The organism is Aeoliella mucimassa (genome assembly GCF_007748035.1).
In the GTDB taxonomy this organism is placed as follows: Bacteria; Planctomycetota; Planctomycetia; order Pirellulales; family Lacipirellulaceae; genus Aeoliella; species Aeoliella mucimassa.
Genome location: NZ_CP036278.1, coordinates 4,799,890 through 4,823,295, shown reverse-complemented (window position 1 = coordinate 4,823,295; position 23,406 = coordinate 4,799,890). Strand labels below are relative to the sequence as shown.

At 59.5% G+C, this 23,406-nt stretch carries 20 protein-coding genes; 9 read left to right on the top strand and 11 right to left on the bottom strand.

Going from position 1 to position 23,406, the window contains the following annotated elements:
• Positions 1-53: 53 nt before the first annotated feature.
• The 3 genes from Pan181_RS18900 to Pan181_RS18890 all read left to right on the top strand — a co-directional run bounded on the left by Pan181_RS18900 (position 54) and on the right by Pan181_RS18890 (position 3,172).
• Positions 54-1,361, top strand: coding sequence for an adenylosuccinate synthase (locus Pan181_RS18900; protein ID WP_145249069.1), 1,308 nt, complete (start codon positions 54-56; stop codon positions 1,359-1,361).
• A 14-nt stretch (positions 1,362-1,375) separates the two neighbouring features.
• Positions 1,376-2,131, top strand: coding sequence for an isoprenyl transferase (locus tag Pan181_RS18895; RefSeq protein WP_145249067.1), 756 nt, complete (start codon positions 1,376-1,378; stop codon positions 2,129-2,131).
• A 63-nt stretch (positions 2,132-2,194) separates the two neighbouring features.
• The gene (locus Pan181_RS18890; RefSeq protein ID WP_145249065.1) at positions 2,195-3,172 is read left to right on the top strand and encodes a phosphatidate cytidylyltransferase; all 978 of its coding nucleotides are present in this window, start codon (positions 2,195-2,197) and stop codon (positions 3,170-3,172) included.
• Positions 3,173-3,200: 28 nt separating this feature from the next.
• Here the strand turns inward: Pan181_RS18890 and Pan181_RS18885 are convergent, their stop codons facing one another.
• Positions 3,201-4,322 carry a nucleotidyl transferase family protein gene (locus Pan181_RS18885; protein WP_145249063.1) on the bottom strand — a complete coding sequence of 374 codons (1,122 nt, stop codon included), beginning with the start codon at positions 4,320-4,322 and terminating at the stop codon, positions 3,201-3,203.
• A gap of 259 nt (positions 4,323-4,581) precedes the next feature.
• Between Pan181_RS18885 and Pan181_RS18880 the strand changes: the two genes are divergently transcribed.
• From Pan181_RS18880 to Pan181_RS18870, 3 genes are all read left to right on the top strand, one after another.
• A complete protein-coding gene (locus Pan181_RS18880; protein ID WP_145249061.1) occupies positions 4,582-5,697 on the top strand; it encodes a GNAT family N-acetyltransferase in 1,116 nt (371 codons plus the stop codon).
• Positions 5,698-5,791: 94 nt separating this feature from the next.
• Complete coding sequence (locus tag Pan181_RS18875; protein ID WP_231943642.1) at positions 5,792-7,141, top strand: radical SAM protein; 1,350 nt, start codon at positions 5,792-5,794, stop codon at positions 7,139-7,141.
• 118 nt (positions 7,142-7,259) lie between these two features.
• Positions 7,260-7,763, top strand: coding sequence for a hypothetical protein (locus Pan181_RS18870; RefSeq protein WP_145249057.1), 504 nt, complete (start codon positions 7,260-7,262; stop codon positions 7,761-7,763).
• Between the two features lie 33 nt (positions 7,764-7,796).
• On the opposite strand, the gene Pan181_RS18865 is transcribed toward Pan181_RS18870, so the two are convergent.
• The gene (locus tag Pan181_RS18865) at positions 7,797-9,272 is read right to left on the bottom strand and encodes an alpha-L-fucosidase (protein ID WP_145249055.1); all 1,476 of its coding nucleotides are present in this window, start codon (positions 9,270-9,272) and stop codon (positions 7,797-7,799) included.
• Between the two features lie 181 nt (positions 9,273-9,453).
• On the opposite strand from Pan181_RS18865, the gene Pan181_RS18860 reads away from it, so the two are divergent.
• Positions 9,454-10,224: a hypothetical protein gene (locus Pan181_RS18860; protein WP_145249053.1), complete on the top strand. Its 771-nt coding sequence runs from the start codon at positions 9,454-9,456 to the stop codon at positions 10,222-10,224.
• A gap of 49 nt (positions 10,225-10,273) precedes the next feature.
• Here Pan181_RS18860 and Pan181_RS18855 read toward each other — a convergent pair whose 3' ends face one another.
• The 6 genes from Pan181_RS18855 to lysS form a co-directional block, all read right to left on the bottom strand.
• The gene (locus tag Pan181_RS18855) at positions 10,274-10,708 is read right to left on the bottom strand and encodes a hypothetical protein (protein WP_145249051.1); all 435 of its coding nucleotides are present in this window, start codon (positions 10,706-10,708) and stop codon (positions 10,274-10,276) included.
• Positions 10,709-10,838: 130 nt separating this feature from the next.
• Positions 10,839-11,696 (bottom strand): branched-chain-amino-acid transaminase, encoded by an 858-nt coding sequence (gene ilvE, locus Pan181_RS18850; RefSeq protein WP_145249049.1) that lies wholly within the window; start codon positions 11,694-11,696, stop codon positions 10,839-10,841.
• A 207-nt stretch (positions 11,697-11,903) separates the two neighbouring features.
• Entirely contained in the window at positions 11,904-12,632 is a 729-nt protein-coding gene (locus Pan181_RS18845; RefSeq protein WP_145249047.1) for an ABC transporter ATP-binding protein, read from the bottom strand.
• A gap of 51 nt (positions 12,633-12,683) precedes the next feature.
• Positions 12,684-14,201, bottom strand: coding sequence for an ABC transporter permease (locus Pan181_RS18840; RefSeq protein WP_145249045.1), 1,518 nt, complete (start codon positions 14,199-14,201; stop codon positions 12,684-12,686).
• Positions 14,202-14,321: 120 nt separating this feature from the next.
• Positions 14,322-14,657 (bottom strand): hypothetical protein, encoded by a 336-nt coding sequence (locus tag Pan181_RS18835; protein ID WP_145249043.1) that lies wholly within the window; start codon positions 14,655-14,657, stop codon positions 14,322-14,324.
• A complete protein-coding gene (gene lysS / locus Pan181_RS18830) occupies positions 14,657-16,252 on the bottom strand; it encodes a lysine--tRNA ligase (protein ID WP_145249041.1) in 1,596 nt (531 codons plus the stop codon). Before lysS ends, Pan181_RS18835 begins: the two co-directional genes overlap by 1 nt.
• A 202-nt stretch (positions 16,253-16,454) precedes the next feature.
• On the opposite strand from lysS, the gene Pan181_RS18825 reads away from it, so the two are divergent.
• Positions 16,455-17,177, top strand: a complete 723-nt coding sequence (locus Pan181_RS18825) for a hypothetical protein (RefSeq protein WP_145249039.1) — start codon at positions 16,455-16,457, stop codon at positions 17,175-17,177.
• A 10-nt stretch (positions 17,178-17,187) separates the two neighbouring features.
• Here Pan181_RS18825 and Pan181_RS18820 read toward each other — a convergent pair whose 3' ends face one another.
• The 3 genes from Pan181_RS18820 to Pan181_RS18810 form a co-directional block, all read right to left on the bottom strand.
• Positions 17,188-17,565 (bottom strand): DNA polymerase ligase N-terminal domain-containing protein, encoded by a 378-nt coding sequence (locus Pan181_RS18820; RefSeq protein ID WP_145249037.1) that lies wholly within the window; start codon positions 17,563-17,565, stop codon positions 17,188-17,190.
• 12 nt (positions 17,566-17,577) lie between these two features.
• Positions 17,578-20,100, bottom strand: coding sequence for a COG1361 family protein (locus Pan181_RS18815; protein ID WP_197528507.1), 2,523 nt, complete (start codon positions 20,098-20,100; stop codon positions 17,578-17,580).
• Between the two features lie 1,306 nt (positions 20,101-21,406).
• Positions 21,407-21,628, bottom strand: coding sequence for a transposase (locus Pan181_RS18810; protein ID WP_145249033.1), 222 nt, complete (start codon positions 21,626-21,628; stop codon positions 21,407-21,409).
• Positions 21,629-22,051: 423 nt separating this feature from the next.
• Between Pan181_RS18810 and Pan181_RS18805 the strand changes: the two genes are divergently transcribed.
• On the top strand, positions 22,052-22,483 hold the full coding sequence (locus Pan181_RS18805) for an FHA domain-containing protein (RefSeq protein WP_145249031.1): 432 nt from the start codon (positions 22,052-22,054) through the stop codon (positions 22,481-22,483).
• Positions 22,484-23,406 lie beyond the last annotated feature (923 nt).

The window sequence follows — 23,406 nt, the reverse complement described above, 5'->3', positions numbered from 1 at the left end:
GCCTAGAATCCGGGGTTTGGGGTTTTCATGGTGTGTGATTGAGGGCAACCGGCGTGTCTGGAACTTGTGTCATAGGGCTCCAATGGGGCGACGAAGCAAAAGGCAAGATCGTCGACTTACTGACGGCGGGACAACGTTACGTAGTGCGCTATCAGGGCGGTGCGAATGCCGGTCATACGGTAGTCGTCGGCGACGAGGTCTATAAACTCTCGCTGCTCCCCAGCGGCGTGCTCACTCCCGGGGTCACCTGCCTGATCACCGGCGGCGTCGTGCTGAACCCCGATCGGGTGCTCGAAGAAATCGACGAGCTCACCAGCCGCGGCATCGTGCTCGACGGCGATAGCCTGAAAATCAGCAGTCGCACGCACGTGATTCTTCCCTGGCACTTTGCCGAAGACCGTGTGCTCGATACCAGCACCGGCGGCGAGAGCATCGGCACCACGCAGCGCGGCATCGGACCTTGCTACCGCGATAAGGTGGCCCGTAGCCATGCGATTCGGCTGGGCGACATGTATCGCGCCGACTTCCGCGAGCGAATCGAACACATCACCAAGGCGAAGAACCAGGTGCTAGCCGCTATGGTCGAAGGGGGCGACTTCGAGCCGCTCGACGCCGAGGCCATCTACAAGCAGTACTCCGACTTCGCCGAACGGCTCAAGCCGTTTGTGGCCGACACCACCGACCTGCTGCTCACCGCGCTGGAGAACAACGAGAAGGTGCTGTTCGAGGGGGCCCAAGGCTCGCTGCTCGATGTCGACCATGGCACCTACCCCTACGTGACCAGCAGCAACAGCTCAGGCGTTGGTATCTCGAACGGTTCCGGCGTGCCTGGCAAGTACATGAACTACGTGCTCGGCGTGGTAAAAGCCTACTCCACCCGTGTCGGTGGTGGTCCGTTCCCCACGGAACTCGATAACGAGACCGGTCAGTATCTCCGCGACCGAGGCAACGAGTACGGCACGGTTACCCGTCGTCCACGCCGTTGCGGTTGGATCGACGCAGTGGCCATCCGCTACACCGCCCGCTTGGGTGGGGTCGACGCTTTATGCGTGATGCTGATGGACGTGTTGAGCGGGCTCGACGAAATCAACATCTGCACCGCCTACGAAATCGACGGCGAGCGGACCAATGTGTTCCCCGCCCACGTCGACGACTTGCGGAAGGTCAAGCCGATCTACGAGACGGTGCCTGGCTGGAAGGAAGAGATCGACCAGGTGAAAACCTACGAAGATCTGCCAGCCGCCGCGCACGCTTATCTCGACCGCATTGCCGAGTTAGTCGGCTGCCCGGTCGATGTGGTTTCGGTAGGCCCCGGCCGCGAGCAAACCATCGTGGTCAATAAGTCGCTGACGCAGAGCTGACCTGGGGCGATGGTATGGCGAACGCTCCCGACACACCCCCGCTAGCCGACGTGCCCCCCGAGCGCCGTCCCGCCCATATCGCGATGATTATGGATGGCAACGGGCGGTGGGCCCAGCGTCGTGGTTTGCCGCGTGTGGAAGGTCATCAGCGCGGGGCGAGCGTGGTGCGAGAGGTCACCGAGCTGTGCTCCGATCTGGGCATCGGTCAGATAACGCTCTATTGCTTGTCGAGCGAGAACTGGAAACGCCCGGCCGAAGAGATCGAATTCCTGATGCTGCTGCTCAAGCAGTACATCATCGACGAGCGGGAATCGATCATGCGGAACAACCTGCGGGTTCGGATGCTCGGCCGCCGCGAAGCGATTCCCGATCACGTGCTGGCCGAACTCGACAAGACCATCGAAATGAGCCGCAGCAACTCCGGCATGTGGCTCAATCTGGCCATCAACTACGGTGGCCGTGGCGAGCTGGTCGATGCTACCCGGGCGCTGGCTGCCAAGGTGCGGCAAGGCCTGCTCGAACCCGAAGACATTACCGAGGAGACCATCTCGGGGCACTTGTATACAGCGGGATTGGCGGATCCCGACTTGTTGGTACGCACCGCGGGCGAGATGCGGGTAAGCAATTTCCTGCTCTGGCAGATTAGTTACGCCGAGATATGGGTGACCGATCGCTGCTGGCCGGAGTTCGACGAGGAAGCGCTGCACGAAGCGATTCGCGCCTACGCATCGCGGGACCGCCGTTTTGGGGGCCTGCCCGATCTGGCATAATGGTATGATGTTGCCGACTCGTAATACTCCGACCAATCTCCCCTGACCTACGGCTCCGCATCGATGCTTCGTTGGCGACTCATTCTGGCTGCGATCGCAATCACGCTCGTGCTGGGCTTGGCGTGGCTCGACCACTTTGGTCCCCGCCCTGGCATGGTGATGCTTCCCTTGGCCGTGGTTGGCGCCTGGATGTGCGCGGGAGAGTTGCTGGGCCTCTACGAAAAGGCGGCCGCCAAGCGGAAAGAAATGAGCATTGCCGAGGCCAAGCGAGATCGCACCTCGAGCATCCCCTCGCGTCCCCTGGTTTACACGGCCACGATGTTCACCGTGTTTGCCGCGACCGCACCGATGACTCTCTTCTACCCCGATGGAGGTGTGAGCGGGCGGACCGGTTGGATCGCCTGGGGCATCATCGGTGGCTTGCTGCTGGCTTTGATGTACGAGATGCGTACCTACGACGGGCCCGACCAACCACCGGGAACCATCGCGACCAGGCTCGCTAGGACCATGTTTGCCATCGCCTACGCTGGAGGGCTGATGGGCTTTGTCGTCCAACTACGCATCATCTCCGGCGGCGTCTGGCACGACGACTGCCGATGGGGAATGCTTGCGTTGCTCACGACGATTGCCACGGTAAAGCTCAACGACACCGGCGCTTATGTCGCTGGGCACGCGTTTGGTCGCCATCGGATGACCCCCAAGCTGAGCCCGGGCAAAACCTGGGAAGGCACCATGGGCGGCTACCTGGCCTCGATCGGCGGCACCATGTTCTTTCTCGGTCCGGTTGCGAACTGGTTGGGGTGCGACCACGAGCAAACGTTTGCAGCCTGGTTTACCGGCGCGCTGATCTACGCGGTGGTCGTTGGCACCGCCGGCATTCTCGGCGACCTGGCGATCAGCCTGCTGAAACGCGACGCTGGCGTGAAAGACTCGAGCACCTGGATGCCCGGCTTCGGCGGCTTCCTCGATCTGCTTGATTCGCTGATGCTTGCCGCGCCGGTGAGTTACGCCCTGTGGATGGGACACGTCGTCGGTCCGTGATCGCTATCGATTCGTGAAGCTCGACTGCTTAGTGGAGTGAATGGCGTAGTTCGCTGCTCGACAGATCCTTGCGGAAGGTGGATTCGGCCACCGCGGTCGATATCTGTACGAGCGAGCGTGGCAAACCAAGCGTTTTGAGCGATTGGTATTCGCCGCTGATTTGCCGCCCAAACACCAGAAACTTCGCCCCCAGTTCAGCGAGTTCGGCGATGGCCATATCACGCTGGCGGATGCTGCCGCCGTAGTAGCGGGCGTCGCCGATGCGGGCGATCGTATCGGCACCGACCACGAAGGTGGTGTTCGGGAAGAGTTTTGCCTTCTCTACGAATGTTGCAGCACTGGTGAGCAGCAGCGGCTTGCCTTCGAACTGAACCGCCCGCGATTCGATCTCTACGTAATCGAGCGGTGGCTTGTCGACATTGGCAATCGATAGCTCGTATAGCAGATGACAGTCGAGGATTTCCTCGGCCAGCGCCGCAATCTCCACATGCCCAGCATGCAGCGGATTGAAGGCCCCCGGGTAGATGGCAATCGTGTCGGTGGCTCCACGAGATTGGCTGCTAACGAAGGGGACCTCGCCGGAGAGTAGTTTTTGCCAATCCTGCTGCCCATCCACCTGACGGCGAGTCACTTTTTCGTTCGACAGTAATTCAAGTTCCATCCGCGAACGAAGACCTGCGGCCTCGGCCAACGCATGAAGCACTAGTCTGGCTGTGAGGGTTTCCTCCTGCTCGCGGGTGCGTGCTCCCTTGGCGAGTACGAGCGATAGGGCGCAGGTCGTGGAGCGAGTTTGGTACGCGACGTGGATGCGATGCTCGCCTCGTTTCGGGCGGTCGGTCGCCAGCGAGGCAGTTACCGCCACTCCTGCGATCGCCGCGTCTGAATCGTCCAGTTTGCGGGCTCGCATGAATGCAGCCATCGCCATCGCCCTCGCGGTTCGTTCGCAGCAGGCTTGCTCAGGCTCAGCTCCTAACCACTCCGAAAGGGCCGCCAGGCTGTAAGGAACCTGGGCGTCGAGCACCGTTTGCGATCCTCCAGGCACGGTCAGCAACTCACCGATGGCCGAGCTTCCCCCACCTGTCATCGCGATCACCGCTCGCATCGGCGAAGCGTGAATGGCTTGAATCAACTCTAGTTCCGAAGACTTCATCGGCAGCGTAGGCACAGGGGGCGAGAGGGAGGGAAAGCTATTTGTCGCCATGCGACGACATGGTTGTAATTTCGAAACATGGCGTCACCAAGTCGGGCGATTCGACCGTGTCGATTATAGCGATTTTCTGGCCGATTGGCTGCCGTGGGGGGCTAACTGGTAGTCTTGGCATGCTGGTTGCGTAATGCTCTGACGTGGTTGACCAAACCAGTCGCCAGCTGCTCCTCATGCCCCTTCTCAAGTAGTTCTAGGTTGATCGATGGCTGAAGTCCAAGAGATTAACGACCTTCGCACGCTAGCCAATTATCGGCTCTTGTGGAATTCTCTACTGGAGGAAACCCCGAACGCGAGTTTTCATCACACCTTCGAATGGCTCGAGAACTTCTGGCGACACGATGGTAGCGACAAGCGTCTGCGGGTGCTGATCGTGCGTGTGGCGGGACAGGCGGTTGGTATACTTCCGCTCTGCGTTATCGAGCGACGTCATCGACTCGGTACGCTCGACGTGCTGACTTACCCACTCGACAACTGGGCGTCGTTTTATGGCCCCATTGGTAAGAATCAAACAGCCACGCTCATGGCTGCGATGAGGTATTTGGCAAGCACTCCGCGCGATTGGGACCAAATCGATTTGGGGTGGACCGACGTCGATGCGGTGGATCATGGTCGCACCCGCAACGCGATGCGACTCGCTGGGCTTGCCGCCGATAGCCAATTGCAGGACGAGACTTCGGTGATCGATCTTGCTGCTTTCACTAACGGGGAAGAGTACCTGGCATCGTTGTCGAAGAAGACACGCCATGAACTTCGCCGCCATGAACGACGAGTGAGTGAGTTTGGCGAAGTGACGTTTGAACGCCACCGCCCAGGGCCTCGCCGCGAAGGAGGCGGCGACGAGCGTTGGGATCTCTACGACGAGTGCGAACAGATCGCTTCGACTTCCTGGCAATCGGCTTCGACTACTGGCAACACGCTGTCGGATCGCGAGTACGTTGGTTTCTTTCGCGATTGCCACGCAGCAGCAGCTCGACAGGGAATGGTCGATATGGCCCTTCTGCGACTTGCCGGTAAGCCGGTCGCCTTCTGGTATGGGTATCAGCATCAAGGTCGGCTGATCGGAATGCGGATGGGATACGATCCGTCGACTCCGGTCGGGGGAGTGGGCAACGTGCTGCTGAAGCGGTTGATTGCCGATAGCATCGCCCGGGGCGACCAGCATCTCGACATGGGAGTTGGCGGTGAACAGTACAAGCTGCGGCTTCGCACCGGCAGCAAGTCGATTTACCACATCACTCACACGCCTACTTTGGCCGTGCGTCCACAAATGGTGCGAGCCGCCCGCTGGTTGAAACAACAGATTGCCGCAGTGGTCTGAATTCCCGGCGGTGGCTCACTAGAAGTTCAGCCGTTTGAGCGATAGGATCTAAGTAGTGTCGCTACTAACTTTGGATCTCCCCTCTTAGCCAGCCGTGTCCGCTGCATCGCTCCCAACGTTGAGTTCTTACGCCGAATGGCTCCAACAAACGGATGACCATGCGGGGCATCACCTTGCTCTGGTCGAGCAGGTGCAGGAGTGTCTGGAACAAGGGTGGGCGAAGTCGCCCGATTCGCACACTCTGGCGGAGAAGCTCGAACGCTGGCGCTATCAGCTGTTAAACGAGCACGCGAGCAACCTCACCCCGCGAGATGCCGAACTCGCCGAAACGCTCCTTCGCACCGCGACCGAACTGCGAGGGCAGGGCGACCGGCCAGTGCGGCGCACCGTGCAAGCGGTGACCGGCCAGGGCGAAACCTCCGACGCTTGGTCGGTAGTGCTGGAAGTACTCGACTTGGAGTACCCGCTCGAACCGCTCATCTCCCGCGCCCAGCAGAAGACCGCCGAGGTGTTTGCCACCACTACGTCGGCGCATGGGCCGCGGTGGCCAATGCTGCTGTATGCTCCGCTGTACGTGTCGAGCCATTGCGTGAACCACTGCACCTATTGTGGGTTCCGCTACACGATCGATATGGATCGTCGACAACTAACGATGGACGAAGTCGACCAACAGATTCATCATCTCGAGCAGCATGGGTTTGGTCATATCTTGGTCGTTGGGGGAGAGTTCCCGCGACTGACCACTGCCGACTACTACAGCGAAGTCGTGCAGCGATTAGGCTCGCGAGGAATCGAGCCCGCGATCGAAATCGCCCCGCAGTCTTTGTCGGCGTATGCTCAGATGGCCCAAGCGGGAGCTTGTGGACTGACGCTCTATCAGGAAACCTACGACGAACAACTGTACGCGGCTTACCATCCGCGGGGGCCCAAAGCCAACTACTACTGGCGGCTCGAATCGCAAGACCGCGCCGCCGAGGCGGGCATCGGCCGCGTTGGGTTTGGGGTGCTGTTGGGGCTCGCGGATCCCGAGCAGGACATGCTCGCAATGATCCGCCATGCCAGTTACCTGTCGCAGCGGTTTCCGGAGTTGAAGCTTTCGTTTGGCTTGCCGCGTATTCACGAAGCACCTGACGACTTCACCATTCCCTATCGCGTGTCGGACGAAGACCTGATTCGCTACTACTGCACGCTACGATTGGCTTTTCCAGAAGCGACACTGGTGCTGTCGACTCGCGAAACACCAGAGCTACGAAATAAGCTCGCGCAGATTTGCATCACCCAGCTAAGCGCAGGGAGTTCGACCTCGCCGGGCGGGTATGGCGACGACGAGCCCGATGGCGGCGAGCAGTTCCCGATTACCGACGAACGTTCGGTCCGCGATGTCGAAGCATGGTTGAACGAGCAGGGCTTTCCGATTGTCTGGAAGCACGACTCACCGGCTTAGCGCCTTTCGCTGACACTCGAATGGCACGAGAATGAGGGGGACGTCCGTTCGCAGTAGCTGGGTGGCGACCCGGGCGGAGCTTGCGTCGTCGTTTGCAACTTGACCTACGGAGGCCGACATGGAACATCCGCCCGAATGGACTCAAGAAGAGATGCAGGAGCTCGAGAACAAGATTCGCGAGCACCGCAAGTTTTCGCTCGCCGAGGCGATTGGACGCCTGGGTGGGGGTGACCTGATGAAGGGGGCTTCGCCGGTCACGGCAAAACGTCGCGCTGAATTGGTGATTGAAGACTATCTGGAAAAGCATCTGCGCGACGCCGAGGGGGCGCTCGAGGTCGTGCTGCTCCGCCGCGCGGCGACCAGCCAGACTCTGATGGAGGTTGGATACGACCAACCGCTAGTGGGGCTGGGCAAGTATTGCCGCGAGGTGATGCTCTCTGAAAGCCGGTTGCGTGATCTGGTTCGCGATGTGGATGCCCAGTGGGGGCGGATATACCTGGAGCGGCCGAAGTTCGACGTGCCAGGTCGCCCACCTGCGGACGACGACCCTTATACGTTGGAATCGGTTACCAAACAGCTCGAACAGTTGCTCGGCACGCTGACGGGCGACAAAGACGACTAGGTCGATCGTCGCCCGTCGCCCGTCGCGTTTGGATTACAGCTGGTACAGTCCGACCTCGCTCAAAGCTGGGCAGACGGGGCCGTCGACCGTGATGCGGACCTTCGAGGTGGTGATCTCGTCGCCCCGCCAGAGTCGGCGATTGCCAATCGACTTGCCAGCGGCAAACTCCTGCCATTGGCCATCTTGCCACTGCTCAAGCTTCCACGAGCGAACTCGCTGCCCCAGCGGAAGGTACTCGCGAAGATCGACAATGTGAAAAGTCGCTGGCTCACTGAACTCCAAGATCAGCGAGGCTTCGGTGCTATCGTCGTCGGTCGCCCAATAGGTTTCGCGGTCGCCATCGACCAGATGTTTGGTGGCAAACTGCTCGCTATCACCGCGGGTGTTCGACGCGGTGATCTCGGCCTTGGTGGCCAGATTGTTCGCGAACAACGCATCGAGTTGCTCGCGGAACTTACTAAGCGACGCTTGATCGTTCTCGTGGATCAGGCCTCGGCGATCAGGAGGAAGGTTCAGCAGGAACGACGAGCCACGCCCTACCGACTTGAAGTAAAGGTCCATCAGATTGTCGGCCGAACGCACTTTGTCGTCCTGCGAAGCATGGTAGAACCAGCCCGGCCGAATCGATACGTCGGCTTCGCCAGGCATCCAGAACTCGCCGTCCGCGTGGCCGGTGGTACCTTCCTGGTAGATGGTGGTGCCTGGGCCGGCGATCTTCTCATCGCCATTCACGTGGGGGGTATAGGTGGCCCAGCACGTTTCGTTGGCGAACCCCTGTTCGTTGCCGATCCAGCGAACGTCGGGACCTGCGTCGGAGAAGATCATCGCTTTGGGTTGTAGCTGGCGGACCAGTTCGATGGTGTTCGGCCAGTCGTAGTAAGTCGAGCGATCGATGCGGCGAGTCTCGCGGGTGCCGCCGTAGTAGCCGTCGCCGCCGTTGGCGCCGTCGAGCCAAACTTCGAATACCTCCCCGTAGTTGGTAAGCAACTCTTTCATCTGGTGGCGGTAGTACTCGATGTACTCCGGCTTGCCATAGCCCGCGTAATTGCGATCCCAAGGCGACAGGTACACTCCGAACGCAATACCGTGGCGCTGGCAGGCGTCGGAGATCTCGCGGACCACGTCTCCCTTGCCATCCTTCCAGGGGCTGTGCTTCACCGAGTGCTCGGTGTACTTGCTGGGCCACAAGCAGAAGCCATCGTGATGCTTGCAAGTGAGGATCAGCCCCTTCATGCCAGCAGCCTTGGCGACGCTCACAATCTGGTCGGCATCGAAGTCGGTGGGATTGAACACCTCGGGGCTCTCGTCGCCGTAGCCCCATTCTTTGTCGGTAAAGGTATTTGTGGTGAAGTGCAGGAATCCATAAAACTCTTTGTTATGCCACTCCAGCTGGCGCTCGCTAGGGAGCGCGCCATAAGGCTCAGGTGCCGACACCGGTTCGGCAGCACCAGCCATGCTAGCAAAGGCAAGGCAAACAAACATCGCGCTAAGCAGTGATTGAGTCTTCATAAGTGTTCTTGCGTGTTGCAGGAGATAGGGGGAGGAGTTTATCGCCGGTGATAGATGATAGCAGAACCGCGGACTGGATGCGTCGATCCGCGAAACTTGTCGATTGATGTTTACACTCCTTTGTAAAGCTCCTAATCTCCGGCGAACCGAAGATGCGTGCCCAAATTCGAAGGAGAGAATCATGCTACGCGGTCTGATGGCTTGGATGCTAATCGTACTGCTAACTCCCGCCGCCTTGGCGGTGGATTTTCGTATCGAAACCAAAGTCTATTCTGGCGACGAGGAAGTTCCCGTCTCGCAGAACACCACTTTGTTCCAAAACGGCGTGGTTTACGACTTCGTCGAAACCACGAGCCGGGTCTCTATCTATCGCCATGGCATGAACGACCAGCCTGGTCGGTTCGTGTTGCTCGATCCGAATCTCAGCATCAAGACCGAACTATCGACCGATCGCATGGATGTGGCCATTGAGAAACTCCGCGGCTGGGCTCGCCTGCAGCAGCATCCGCTGTTGGTTTTCTCGGCCGATCCGAACTTTGCCGAATCGTTCGACACCGAGACTGGCGAACTGAGCTTGGTGCATCCGCAGATGACCTACAAGGCGGCGACCAAGCCGGTGAACCGCTCGGAGGCCTGGACCGACCTGCGGAACTACTTCGACGCCTACGCAAAACTGAATTGCATGCTTGGCAGCCCCACGCCGCCGACGCCACGCTTGGCTCTTAACAAGTCGCTCGAGAACCACAACGTCTATCCCACCGAGGTCACGTTGAGCATTGCCGGCAACAGCCTGACCGGCGAAGGCGACACCGAACTGCGAGCCGAGCACACGTTTACCTGGCGGCTGTCGAAAGACGATCGTGCCCGGATCACGCTGGTCGACGAGCAACTGGTAAGCTTCCGCTCGGTGTCGAACGCCGAATTCCAACGCCAGAGCGTTGCCAGCAAGTAGCGATTGGACAACCGCTTGTGCATTTCTCGCATCAGCAGCGTAAGTTCGCTTACCCTAAGCTAAACGGTTTGCACTCGGCGATTAGTTGCTCTTTAGTGTAGGGAGCCAGGAAAGCCGCTGCTTGAGTTAGGTACGCAGCGAGTTTTGGAGCGATCTGGTCGAACGGGAGTCGCTCGAAGATCATCTCGCCACCGTCGGAGTAGCGTTGACCAACGTCGTCGACCCAGGCACCGGCCCATAACGAGTACGGGACCGAACTTTCGAACTCCTCGTACGGCCTGCCGGTACTGCGGTTGTTCTCCATGTAGAGATCAATCTTCCGCTGAATCTCCGACTCCTGCACCGCGCTGCGATGCGGATATCGCCCCAGCGTCCCAGTGTTGTCGCGATACTCGTGAGCCTTCAGAAACTCCTGGAACACCGGATCGATCTGCTGGAGGTGCTCGCCGAGTTGGGCAAAGTCTTCGGGGGTATCAAGCGACATCGAAAGTTCCTTAACGCAGGGTTCCAGCCGTACGCGACTGGGCTCTCACTTCGTAAGCCAGGAGAGTTACAGGCGACGGCAATGGAATGATTGCCTCAATACCATGGCGGGTAAACCGAGCCTACTCCCGCTAGCTGCGGACCATCTTGTGGAACGCGTCGGTCAGTTGCTTGGTGACTGGGCCGGGCTTGCCGGTGCCGATGCTGCGGGTGTCGACGGTCACTACCGGCACGATTTCGGCTGCGCTGCCGGTCAGGAAGCATTCGTCGGCCACGTACACGTCGTGCTTCGTAAGCACCTGCTCAGCGAACGGGAAATTGAGATCGAGTGCCAGCTCGATCACGGCCTGACGGGTGACGCCTGCCAGGATGCCCGCATCGAGCGGCGGCGTGAGCAACTTGCCATCCTTCACGATGAAGACGTTGTCACCGGTGCACTCGGCCACTTCGCCCTTGTGATTGAGCATGAGGGCTTCGATGCAGCCAGCTTGCAGACCTTCGATCTTGGCCAGGATGTTATTCAGGTAGTTGAGCGACTTGATCCGCGGGCTGAGCGCGGCTGGATGGTTGCGGATGGTGCTCACCGTGACGATCTCGAGCCCGTTGTCGTAATACTCTTGCGGGTAGAGTGTAATCGTCGAGGCGATGATGATAATCTCAGGGTTGCTGCACCGGTTGGGATCGAGTCCCAGGGTGCCAGAGCCACGGGTCACGATGGCCCGTACGTAACCATCGTCGAGGCCGTTCTTGGCGACCGTCTCGTTAATCGCCTGGGCCATCTCGGCCGGCGTGAGCGGGATGTCGAGCACAATGGCTTTGGCCGACTCGTACAGCCGCTGAATGTGGTCGTCGAGTCGGAATACCTTGCCGGAATAGATCCGCAGGCCTTCGAAGACGCCGTCGCCATACAAAAGCCCGTGGTCGAAGACGCTGATTTTGGCGTCTTCCGGGGGAAAATAATCACCGCTGATGTAGATAAGTTTAGCCATGCCCAAGCGACACTCGAAAAGCGAAAATGGTTCGTGAACAACGAGCGGTATATGATAACGCCTGACCCGCTGGTGAGGAATAACGGGGCCCGCCCGAACAGGCGACCCAAAATTAGCCAAGATAGCAAGGCTGCATAAGCTTAGCTTAGGCGAAAGCCGGCAGCCGAAGACGACGTTTTTCCCTCGTCTGGAAGGCCCAATGGGCCGTTAGGCGGCTGCCTGGTTGCTGGTTTTCACCCGGCCTTCGACGAGCTGAATGGTGCGATCGGCCCCCGCGGCAATCGACGGGTCGTGCGTGACCATCACGATGGTCAGCTGACGCTCGTCGTTCAGGCGACGGAGCACGGTAAGGATCTCTTCGCCGGTCTGGCGGTCGAGGTTGCCGGTTGGCTCGTCGGCCAGCAGCAGGATTGGCTCGGAAATCAGCGCCCGGGCGATGGCGGTGCGTTGCATCTCGCCGCCGGAGAGTTCCCGTGGCTTGTGGTTCAAGCGATGGCTCAGCCCAACGGTTTCGAGTAGTTCCTTCGCCCGCTCGCGATACTTGCGACGGTTGGCCCAGTAGCCCCACACCGAGTGGCGAATCATCATCGGCGCCAGCACGTTCTCGATAGTCGTAAGCTCAGGCAGCAGGTGATAGAACTGAAAGATCAGGCCGATGTAGCGGTTGCGAAGCACGTCGCGTCCGGCCGCGGTGAGGTTGTCGATGCGGTTGCCCTGAAAGTGGATTTCGCCAGAGTCGGGCTGGTCGAGCGTGCCCATCAAGTGCAGCAGCGTGCTTTTGCCACTACCACTTTGGCCGATGATCGAAACCATTTCCCCTTCCGACACCGAAAGGTTCGCCCCATTGAGCACAGGCACTTCGATCGCTCCCTTGCGATAGCACTTATGCAAGTCGACGGTCGACAAAATGGGAGCGAAGGTGGGATTGGTGCTCATGACGTTTAACAGCAGGAAGGGGGATTGGCGTGCGCGACGACGGGGTGTGGTTTACTCGAAACGCAGTGCTTCGACCGGGTGCATCTTGGCGGCTCGCAGGGCAGGGAATACGCTCGCCAGCACCGCGATGCCCATCGCTCCCAACGCGATCCACGAGACCGTAAACGGCTCGACCAAAGTGGGGATCTCCAGCGTGGGATAGATCGACGAGTCGTACAGATCGATACCCGCGAATACGGCAAACGCTTCCGCGATCTCTTGCACGTTGTAAGCAATGATTAAACCAAGCAGCACGCCACATCCGGCGCCTACCAGGCCGAGGCTGAACCCATAGGTCAGGAAGATGCCCATCACTCCGCTGCTCGACGCTCCCAGGCTCTTGAGGATGCCGATGTCGCGGGTTTTCTCGACCACAATCATGAAGAAGATGGCGAGAATACCGAACCCAGCAACGGCGATAATCAGGAACAGCAGCAGGTTGAGAATCACGATCTCCACGGTAATAGCCGTGAGCATGGGACCTTGCAGGTCGCGCCAGGTGTAGACGCTATACAGGTGGGGCTGGAAGTGCTCGCGGAGTAGGTCGCGGGCAGTATTTTGATCGACGCCAGGCTTGAGTTTCAGTTGAATCGCATTCACGAAGCGAACGCCGCTTTGGGGATCGATCATGCCGCGCATTTCCTGCAGCTTATCGAGCGGCATGAAAATGATGTTGCCGTCGACCATTTGGATTTTGCTGTCGTACAGGTCGGTAACCGTGAGCTTCGAAACCAGCGGCTTGGGAGGACGACCCGCTGAGGGAAAGGTGATTTCGATGTCGTCGCCAGGCAGCAGGTGAAAGCCGATGCCGCCGGCGCCGGTTTCATGGGTGCAGAAGCCAAGCTGTACGACGGTGCCGGTGTGTTGATCGGTCGCTGGATTGAAGTCCTCGGCAACCGGAGCCGATTCGGCGGCAAACGGGTTGTGAGGATTGTCGTCGGTGTCCTGCAGGTGAGTCGACTCAGGGGATACTTCGAGCCGCTTATTGAACTCGGCCACTTGCCGGCGGTGCAACCATCCCGCGGTTGCCATCACTTCGCGCGATTGGGCCTTCGCCGGGTTCGAAGCCGAGTGGTCCACGGTGTCGTAACCGGAGTCTTTCAGCTCGAAATCGGGATGCTCGCGGTTCTCGGGGTGTTGCAGGAACTCGGTGTAAGCGCAGACCTGATTGTAGCTTTCGGGATCGATGCCCATCACCTGCACTTGCTGGGTCATGTACTGGCCCGAAGTGTAGTAGCCGAGCATCGCTGGCACGTGGGCCACTGGGGTCATGGCGACGACGTCGTCGCCGAGTAGTCGCATGATTTCCTGGTGGTGCCATTCGTAGTTAGGAATTCCCTCGAGGCTGCGGCCGCGGATGGTGATGTCGCCGAGCACGTCGTTCATGCGCTCTTTGGTTTCTCGTGAGACGCCACCCATGACGCTATTCACCACGATCATGGTTGCCACGCCGAGCGTGACGCTGACGATGCACGCCAGCGCAATGTAGCGCGTCTTGAGGTACCGCCAACACAAGAGAAGTTTATACATCGCCAATCCGTGGCTAGTAGGTGTAGAGTCTCGCTGCATGCATGCAGCCGCATGGGGGAGTGGCAGAATAACGCCCACCGGCCCCCTGCGCCCAGAGCGGTTTAGCTAGTGCTAGCTAAGCTACTCGTCGACCCGCCAGGAGAGATTGACGATTCTCGATTTTTCGAGGTACATGAATCCCCCCGATTCGTACTCGAAGACCACCGCGTCGTCCAAAAAATGCAAAGCCCGCATCGGAACATTGTCGCTTCCGCTGCTAGAACTCGCGCTCGTCTGCTGGCGATAGTTCACCAGCAGCGGCCCAGTAACCGTGGTTTGCGGGCCACCGACGGGAAAGCTACCCGGGCGCGTCGGCTCGGGCACTTTTCGCGAAGTGAGCCATAAGGCCAGCGCCAGGGCGACGATGGTCGTGACGTAGATGACATCTCGCAACGAAAATCGGGCGAGGCGTTTCATCAGGTGGTCTCAGGCCGGAGGAGCGGGAACAGGATGACGTCGCGAATGGTCTGCGAGTTTGTCAGCAGCATCACCAGACGGTCGATGCCGATGCCCAAACCACCCGCGGGGGGCATGCCGTTGCGCAGCGCGCGGATGAAGTCGTGATCCATCTTGGCCATCGAGTCTTCTTCGCTCAGACCATCGAGCTGGGTCTTAAACAGCTCTTCCTGCAGGTCGGGGTCGTTTAGCTCGGTATAGGCGTTGGCGACTTCCATGCCTTTGATGAACAGCTCGAACCGCTCGGCAACGTCGGGATTGTCCCGCTTACGCTTGGTAAGGGGGCAAATGCTGGCAGGATAGTCAATTACGAACACCGGCCCCTCGAGCGCATCTTCTACCTTTTCTTCGAACACGTCGCTCTTGATCACGTCGGGGTGACGGCCCTTGGTTTCAAAACCAATTTCCGCTGCTAGCTTCGCGACCGCTTCCTGGTCGTTGGGATCGACTCCCGTGTGCTCGGCGAACAGCTCGTCGTAGGTCTTGCGGGCGAACGGCGGGGTAAAGTCGATGGTGCCATCCTTCCACGGCAGCACGTAGGAGACTTCGCCGCTGTTGTCGCCAGCCTTGGCTTTGATCGCGTCGACGATGCAGGCTTCGGTCAAATCCATCATCGTGTGATAGTTGCCGTATGCCTCGTAGACCTCAAGCATCGTGAATTCGGGGTTGTGCTTGGGGCTAATGCCCTCGTTGCGGTAGACCCGTCCCAGCTCGTAAACCCGTTCGATACCACCGACCAAGAGCCGCTTCAGGTGCAATTCGAGGGCGATTCGCAGGTACAGCGGGATATCGAGTGCGTTGTGGTGCGTATTGAATGGCCGAGCCGCTGCCCCGCCGGCGATGGAGTGCAGCGTGGGGCCTTCGACCTCTACGAACTTGCGGGTCGCCAGGGTGTCGCGAATGCTGCGGACAATGCGGGTACGCTGCAGAAAGGTCTCCATCACCCCATCGGTGTGGATCAGGTCGACGTACCGCATCCGCTGACGCAGTTCGGGGTCGCTCAGGCCATGGTGCTTTTCAGGCGGGGGATCGAGCGTCTTGGTGAGGAAGTGCACCCGATCGGCCAGAATGGAGAGCTCGCCGGTGTTGGAGACGACCAGCATGCCGTCGACGCCGACGATGTCGCCCAGGTCGAGCTGTTCGACCACTGCCCAGTCGTCGCCGACCTGGTTCTTGCCAACCATCAGCTGGACGCTGCCAGTCATGTCCTTCAGGTCGATGAAGTGTAACTTGCCCTTGTTCCGATGCAGCATGATGCGACCGGCCGCGCGGACCACGGGGCCGACGAGCTCGCCTTTGCCTTGGTCGGCCTTCCATTGGCGGAAATTAAAGTCCTCGCCCTGGGCGGCGAAGTCGGGCAGGGCGACTTCGGTGCCATCCTCGATGCGGTAGACGATCTCGCCCAGGCGGTTGCGAATGTCGCCGATCGCCTCGTGATTCTCGAAGCGACCGCCCCAGGGATCGACGCCGAGCTGGCGTAGAGCTTCGAGCTTCCGACGGCGGGCTGCGCGGGGATCGGTGAGGTTTTGATCGTCGGATTGTTGCGAGTCGTCCATAACCGGATTCTTGTTTCTCAAACCAAACTGCTGGAAAAGCCGTAATTCTAGTGGGCGCAAGCAGTTCGAGAAAGGTAAGCATCCCCGTAAATCGCCCCCCAGACCGAGCCCCGGCCCGAAAAACGTTGACCTGAATCGGCTGCTTGCCTACGATTCGTCGCGAACTTCCTTTCCCCGATGCCCGCCAGAACCAGGATAAATCATGCTCAAACGTATTATCCTGCTGGCCATTCTCGGGGTGATTCTCGTGCTTGGCATCGGAGCTGGCAGCATGTACTGGGCGGTCACTTCCACCCAGCCGTACTACGAATTAGCCCTCGAACAGCCGGTCGAGGTGCTCGAAGAGAGCAGTCGCCAGCTCGAAAACCGCTTTACGACCCTCACTAGCGATGTTCAGGCCGAAGGGGAGTGGCAAACGGTCATTTCCGCCCAGGAGGTCAACGGCTGGCTGGCATTCAAGCTGCCCGAGTCGTTCCCCAACTTGTTGCCGCAGGAAGTACAGGACCCTCGCGTCACTATCACCGCCGACGATCTGATTCTCGCCGCCCGGGCGCATAAGTCGGGCATGGACGTCGTGATCAGCGTGTATCTCGAGCCGTTTGTCACCGAAGAAGGCGATTTGGCGGTCGAGATCAAGCAGGTGCTGGCGGGGTCGCTTCCCTGGCCCACCAAGGAACTGGTCGATCAGCTTGGCCGCGAGTCGAACCGAGTCGGCCTGCCGGTTCGCTGGACTCAGTCCGATGGCAATACGGTGATGATCGTCGAGCACGGTTTGTGGGATACCGAAGACGCCCAGCAGCGTGTGCTCGAGGCGATTGAGCTGGCCGACGGCGAGATGTTTCTCTCGGGGCGTACGATCGCCTCACCGGCCGAAACGGTGACCGAAAGCCGCAAGCCGACAGCCAAGACCGATTTGTTCGAGTAAGCAGAGTGGGTTACTCCACCTTCAGTTCCCAGCGCTCGTCGTCGATTCGCTGGAGCTGCACTTGCAGTTCGGTGTGCGACATCGCTAACTCCACCACCACCCGGTCGGGCGAATCTTCCAGCCACTCGCAGGTGCCCGACGTTACCTGGCTCACCACTCCACGGTTGCCGCTCACGGGGCCTTCGTAGTCGAGGTAGTGCTTGCGATGGTCGCCTAGTCGCAGCGCGACGACCACTAGCAGATTGCTCTCGGCCGACAAACCAGCGGGCAACTCGTCGAGCGCCCAGGTTGCGCAGGCATCGGCTTGTTCGAGTAGCAAGTCCCAGTGACTTGCGCGACCGAACTCAGGGGGGACATCGTGACGGAGCAGGACAAATCGCGTTGGCATTCGTGTCACCAACTACCGAGGTTGAACGTCGATCGGACAATTGTAGGGGACTTCGGGAGACCCAGGCAAGATAGTGCTGACGTAGAACTCACCCCTGCCGGGGGAGACTGCGTCGACTGGAATCATCACACTAACCGTACCACCTGGGGCGATATCTGGCATTGGGCCGACCGTGAGTTCCTGTCCCAAGTTGCCAAGCGTCCCTCGCTGTACGAGTTGTTGCGGCTGAATCAACGTAAGGTCGGGCTGCACGACTTTGGGCACCAGGAAGTGCAGGCTGAGCCCCTGTTTGGCCACGGTGTCGTTGTTTTGTACCGTGACCGTAATCAGTACGCGCTGCTGTACTCTTGGTTGAGTCACCGAAAATCGCACCCCCACCCCGAGCCCGCCACTGTTGGGATTGCTGGGCGGAGGCTGAGTGGTGTTATCGGGGATCGTGGTCGGAGGAGGAGAGATTCCCCCGCCGCCAAGCGGTTGGCGGATTTCGACGCATTGCGATTGCGTGATCGCTTGTGCCAACCCGGCTGCCTGGACGACGCCACGCGCGCAACTGCTCATCGAGGAGGCTTGGCAATCACAAAGCACATCTTGCTGGAAGCGTTGGCCAGGCTCAATACGAGCAAAGGTCCAGCGTATTTGCCCCGTTTGTTCGTAGTAGATGCTATCGAATGGTTCGGTGGCTTTCAGCGGTTTCAGTTCGGCATCCAACTCCACGATGGCGACCACGTTGGTTGCCGCAACGGTACCGGTGTTTTCAATGGTTAAGCGAAACTCAGCGGTTTGACCAACGTCCTTGCGTGGGGGACCCACGATGGTCACGTTAAGTTGCGGTTCCACGGGCTCCGCTTCGGCAACGGCGTTGAGCAAAGCCCGCTGGGTGCGACTTACAGCGTTCTGGGCCGACACGGTCACGCTGTGCGACAAGCTGCCGGCTCGTGTGATCCGAAACTCCAGGGCAGGGGGCTGCCAGGTTTGCTGCGGATCGAGGTTCACCACCTGCAACGGATCGCTTTCGATGTATTGCTGCCCCGTGGCGACCACGTCGCTCACCAGTCCCAGGTCGAAGTCGTCGCGCAGTTTCACGTTCCGCGCGGTGCCATTGCCTTGGTTGCTGACGGTAATTTGGTAACGAACCACGTCGCCCACTTTCAGGGGATCGGGCGTGAGTTGCTGGATGTCGACCGCTAAATCGGGCGTGCCGGTTTCGCTAGGCGACGCAGGTCCCGATGGCGTGTTGTCGAGCGGCGGCGCCGGGGGGATCGGGGTGTTATTCCAATCGAGTCCGCCGGAGTCCGAGCCACCCGACGAATCGGGAGTCGGTTCCAACGCCGGCGGTGGAGTGGTCGGTAGCGAGGGATTCGGCGACCCGGCGATACCTCCGTCGGCCCAGCTTATCGTGGCCGCGCCTTGGGCCAGCGTTACGCGAGGGCTGGCCGCGTAGCCCGCTTGCTCGGGGCGGACGATTTCGATCTGCACGTTCGTGGTGCCGCCACGAGCATCGGTCGGCGAAATGCGAACGCTCGCGCGACCTTGGTCGTCGGTGGTTTCGTCGCTGATGGGGCCGTCGCCATAGCCAAGGCCGGCGCTGCCGCCGGCTACTTTGTAGCGGACAATCCAACCTTTGATCGGAGCCCCGTCGCTCTGACGGGTGACCGTGGTGGTGAGCGTGTGTGTTTCGCCAGGGGCCAAGGTGACCGAAGCAGGGAAGCTCCACTGGGCGTCGATCCAGTAGATGGTGGACCTCGCGGTGCGACCTTGCCAGTTCGGCACATTCGGTGCGTAGGCGGTGACGTACGTTGTGCCTTCGGCGGGTGACGTGATTGTTGCCCAGGCATCGCCGCGGCGGATTTGCACGTCGTCGTTGGGGTCGGGCGTGCCGCGGTCCAGGCACTCGTTGAAGGGCGAGGTGGCACCGATCGCAAAGTAATTATCGACCTTGCGGGGAGTGTTCTGCGGCAAGCGGAACATATCGAGCTCGCCCCGCCCGCCGACCGTGACAATCTGTCCCGTGCCAGCCCGGTCGAGCATCCACTCGATGCGTTCATTGGTTCGCAGGTAGCCGTTTTCGGCGCAGACGCCGGCGACCAGTATGACTTCGCTTCCCACCGGGGCGAGAATGCGTGAGGGAGTTATGCGGACCGCTTCGCCTGGCGGATAGGCGACCTGCTGCGGTATGCCAGCGATTGGTTGCCCCGTGCTCGAGGCGACCGCAGGACCCACCACCACGGGGCGACCGAGCCAGTCGGTGGTCGAGGTGCCGGCCCCCGGCAAATAGGGATCGGTATACACCGGAGCGGTCGTGGTGTTGCCGGGAGTCGTCGGCAACGCGGCCGTGGTGCCTGGCACCAACGTGGGAGCGGCCGCCGGGGCGGTGGCCGACAGCGTTGGCGTTGGCTCGTTCGGCCAGATCAATAACCGCTGCCCAGTCGGGTCGATGCGAGGCATCCCGCTAAGCGCACACCCCCCAGCGGTAGCAATCGTCGCAACGATGGCAACCAAGGTAAGGGTTCGCGTTGAGCTGGCTAGGCGGTTCATGGTTCCGGTTTGGGAAAACGAGAGCGGCTCTCCGCTGGATCGCGGGAGTCGCGCGTTAAAATATGCCGCCTGACGACACCGATGATGCCGTTTTCCCACAACGGATGATGACATTTGGCAACAATTCTTGCCGACTCTGCGGGTGCTAAGGGTTCTGCGGCGAGAAACAACGCTAGCAGCCGCAAGAATTCAGTTGCCAGCTGTGGGAGCCTCCGTGGACCTGAGGGCAAATTGTTGGTGGCTAAGCGGCTCAAGTGGGGCACACCTACGCACCTACAATCAGCCAAGCGTTTTTAATCAAGCGAGACAAGGAGGTACTCCGACGACTTGCTTTGACCCGATTTTGCGATTTGCGGGGAACTAATCTGCGGTAACGTCTCTCTAAGGACTCGACAGTAGCCTCGATCCGATGGAGTCACGAGTGCGATGGGGAAGTGCTTATTTAACGTTGCCGCAGCAGTTTCGTTGGCCGTGTGCTTGGTGACGGCCGGATTTTGGGCACGAAGCCTGGGGCACTTCGAACAAATCAGTGTCAGCCGTATTAGCAAGCCTCATCCGGACGAAGCCCACGTTAGCACCTGGCAAGTCCGATGGTATTCAAACACGCTTCGATTCCACGCTTCGCACTCGCCGCTGCCAGCTAGTGACGTCGAGAAGCAAAGAGAAGGTGTGTCCGAGCGTGCTGGCAATACGCCCAGCTACCGCACTGGCTGGAAGTATTCTTTTGAAGGGGATGACAATACGCGTTTTATGGAAGCTCCCACTCCCGGATTTGGACTCCGTCATCCGTCAGCAGGTAGCGGCCATTGGTTCTTGACGCTCTCTGTTCGCCCTTGGCTGCCTACGCTGATCGCATCCGTCTTGCCTCTGACCTGGTATCTCCGTTTTCGGAGAGCCAATCGCTCCCATCGCTCCTGGCAGTTCAGCCTTCGTGAAATGCTTGTAATGGTGGTCGTGGTTTCATTGCTCCTAGGTGTCGCTGTCTGGTTGAAGCATTAGAGACCGGGAACTTCTCGCAGTCACGAAGTTTTCGCAGCCGAGGACATCAAGAACATGCAGCCCCAACTGCGCAAGGAGGCGTCGACCTGAGGGACGCGATTGGTGGCCAAGCGTCGAATAGGTAGGCTCTAAGTCACTGGAGGTTGGGCACACCTCGTGCAGTTTGGTGGCTCGGCGATACCTGCGTCGGCAGATGTGGCGGAGTAGCGTTTTTTAGCCGCGGAGCGGCGGCAGCGCATAGCCCGGGACGCAAGTCCCGGGAAGAGGTGGAGACGGTAACGCAAGCCACGGAGTGGCGACAGTGGCTTTATCCAACGTGCTCCTGCTCGAACACGTAGCGCGGGTCGTAGTCAATTTCGTGCCGCTTGAGCAACTCCATGAACTCTTCCTGAAAGCTCCGCCGGCGATGATGCTCTTGTTGACTGCGGATGTAGTGACTCACAACCTCCCGCTGCGAAACGCTGACGGTAAATGCGGCGAAACCCAGTTGCCACTGGAACTTGGTCATCCGATCGCCGCGCTCGTTCATCTCTGTCCCGTGGCTCACGCCCCGGGCTATGTGCTGCCGCCGCTCCGCGGCTGAGATGAACCTACCCCAAGCGTGACACGCCTACGCGTTTTGGAGGCACGTAGTTAAGTCGCTGAGGATGTCACAACCTCAATCAAATCGGCGATCTCCGAATCAGCCTCGTTTGCATCACCCTCGGCGTGTCGGGGGCTGAGCGAACTGCACGAGGGGGCTGCGCCGAGAGTAGATCTCAGCGACTTCATGGCGGGCGCAGCCTACTTCAGTGGGGTCGGGAGCGGTTCCCCGCTGCAGTAATTGGGGTTTTTACGAATAGTCGGTTCCCCTTTTTCGACTACAATCAACGGTAGAGGACTTGTCTCGCGTGCTGCTTGCGCGCCATTCGTTAACGACCGATACTCACACTTTTCGAAGGCGGGTGTCAACATGCAATACAGATTGTCTGCCGATAACCGACTGAACGGGCTGGAGGAAAGGGATTGGTCGTTGCACTTGCCGGCCACCCTGGGGCGGGAACCCAACAACGACGTGATGATCAACCACCATTCGATCAGCCGCTACCATTGCGAGTTGCATCTCGATGGCGAAGGGTCGTTGGAGGTGCACGATCTGAATTCGATGAATGGCACCTACGTGAACGACGAGAAGGTGAGCCGCTCGGTACTGATGACCGGCGACCGGCTACAGCTAGGGGCCGTGGTGCTGCGGGTGGAATATGTCTCCGACACCGATGTCGGCAAGCTGAGACCGAGGCCGACGGCACCCCGTCAAAACGTGAACTCCACCGTGCCGATGAGAACCTCCGATCTCCCGCGATCGAATCCATCACCGCAGAAGAAGTGGTGGCAGCTTTGGTAGGCGACCCCGCACAAGCAGCCCGCTAACTTACAGCGGGCGTGGCACCGACAGTCTTGTGCTCTGCCTACCGGTTCGGTCCTCTCGAGTGGATCGCCGCTCCATTCTCAAATACTCCCCTCCCCGGGCCTGATAGCCCAACCCCTGTTCCTGAAAATGGGCCAGCAGAGGGTGAAATTGGTGTTTGGATTCTCACCGGATTTCGCTGGGAATTGGCCACGTGTGGTGTTCTAATGGACAGGTGTTGTTTGGTCCGTTGTTTGTGGTCAGTAGTTCGTTGTTGGAGGAGGATGGAAAGATCTAGTCGAGTGAACATGAAATCCATGAAACCATCTATCACGCAAGCGCGCTGTAGGAGGGTTCTCCGAGCCCGATTTCGGCTGCGCGGGCGTTTGCTGCTGCGCGTGTGTCAAAGCTGTAGGCTTTAAGCTGCAGGCGAGATTCTTCAGTCGCTGGAAGCTCCCTCAGAATGACATCCGCTTACCCCCATTCCGCAATCCGCAATCCGAAATCCCCAATCCGTCCCCTCCCCAAAATAGTTTCCCACCCATGGGAATCTATTTTGGGCACTTTCGACGGAGGTGTTGATGCAACTTATTGCTAACAAACAACTTACGATAGATTCCCAGCGGGGGAATAGATTCCCACTCGATGCGTTTTGGGAAATGGGAATCTATTCGAGAGCGAAAAACCCTGGTTTTGTAGCGTGGGCGGAGATTCAATTTTCCCATCGGTGGGTAAATTGGGAATCTATTGGGGGGCGGTGGGAGTAAATGATCCCCCGGCAGAGCCGGGGGCTTTCAAGTGTACGCCCGGAGGGCGTGCTCATTTGTTTAAAAAGTGGAAGTACGGCGTAGCCACCTGATTATGACCACGTCCAGAGGACGTGGTTTTCCTTCAGAATCAATTCGCTCAGCGGTGGGAAA

Coding starts and splice junctions, on each gene's coding strand:
- Pan181_RS18895 (WP_145249067.1), top strand. CDS start 1,376: ATGGCGAACGCTCCCGACACACCCCCGCTAGCCGACGTGCCCCCCGAG.
- Pan181_RS18890 (WP_145249065.1), top strand. CDS start 2,195: ATGCTTCGTTGGCGACTCATTCTGGCTGCGATCGCAATCACGCTCGTG.
- Pan181_RS18885 (WP_145249063.1), bottom strand. CDS start 4,322: ATGAAGTCTTCGGAACTAGAGTTGATTCAAGCCATTCACGCTTCGCCG.
- Pan181_RS18880 (WP_145249061.1), top strand. CDS start 4,582: ATGGCTGAAGTCCAAGAGATTAACGACCTTCGCACGCTAGCCAATTAT.
- Pan181_RS18870 (WP_145249057.1), top strand. CDS start 7,260: ATGGAACATCCGCCCGAATGGACTCAAGAAGAGATGCAGGAGCTCGAG.
- Pan181_RS18865 (WP_145249055.1), bottom strand. CDS start 9,272: ATGAAGACTCAATCACTGCTTAGCGCGATGTTTGTTTGCCTTGCCTTT.
- Pan181_RS18860 (WP_145249053.1), top strand. CDS start 9,454: ATGCTACGCGGTCTGATGGCTTGGATGCTAATCGTACTGCTAACTCCC.
- Pan181_RS18855 (WP_145249051.1), bottom strand. CDS start 10,708: ATGTCGCTTGATACCCCCGAAGACTTTGCCCAACTCGGCGAGCACCTC.
- ilvE (WP_145249049.1), bottom strand. CDS start 11,696: ATGGCTAAACTTATCTACATCAGCGGTGATTATTTTCCCCCGGAAGAC.
- Pan181_RS18845 (WP_145249047.1), bottom strand. CDS start 12,632: ATGAGCACCAATCCCACCTTCGCTCCCATTTTGTCGACCGTCGACTTG.
- Pan181_RS18840 (WP_145249045.1), bottom strand. CDS start 14,201: ATGTATAAACTTCTCTTGTGTTGGCGGTACCTCAAGACGCGCTACATT.
- Pan181_RS18835 (WP_145249043.1), bottom strand. CDS start 14,657: ATGAAACGCCTCGCCCGATTTTCGTTGCGAGATGTCATCTACGTCACG.
- lysS (WP_145249041.1), bottom strand. CDS start 16,252: ATGGACGACTCGCAACAATCCGACGATCAAAACCTCACCGATCCCCGC.
- Pan181_RS18825 (WP_145249039.1), top strand. CDS start 16,455: ATGCTCAAACGTATTATCCTGCTGGCCATTCTCGGGGTGATTCTCGTG.
- Pan181_RS18820 (WP_145249037.1), bottom strand. CDS start 17,565: ATGCCAACGCGATTTGTCCTGCTCCGTCACGATGTCCCCCCTGAGTTC.
- Pan181_RS18815 (WP_197528507.1), bottom strand. CDS start 20,100: ATGAACCGCCTAGCCAGCTCAACGCGAACCCTTACCTTGGTTGCCATC.
- Pan181_RS18810 (WP_145249033.1), bottom strand. CDS start 21,628: ATGAACGAGCGCGGCGATCGGATGACCAAGTTCCAGTGGCAACTGGGT.
- Pan181_RS18805 (WP_145249031.1), top strand. CDS start 22,052: ATGCAATACAGATTGTCTGCCGATAACCGACTGAACGGGCTGGAGGAA.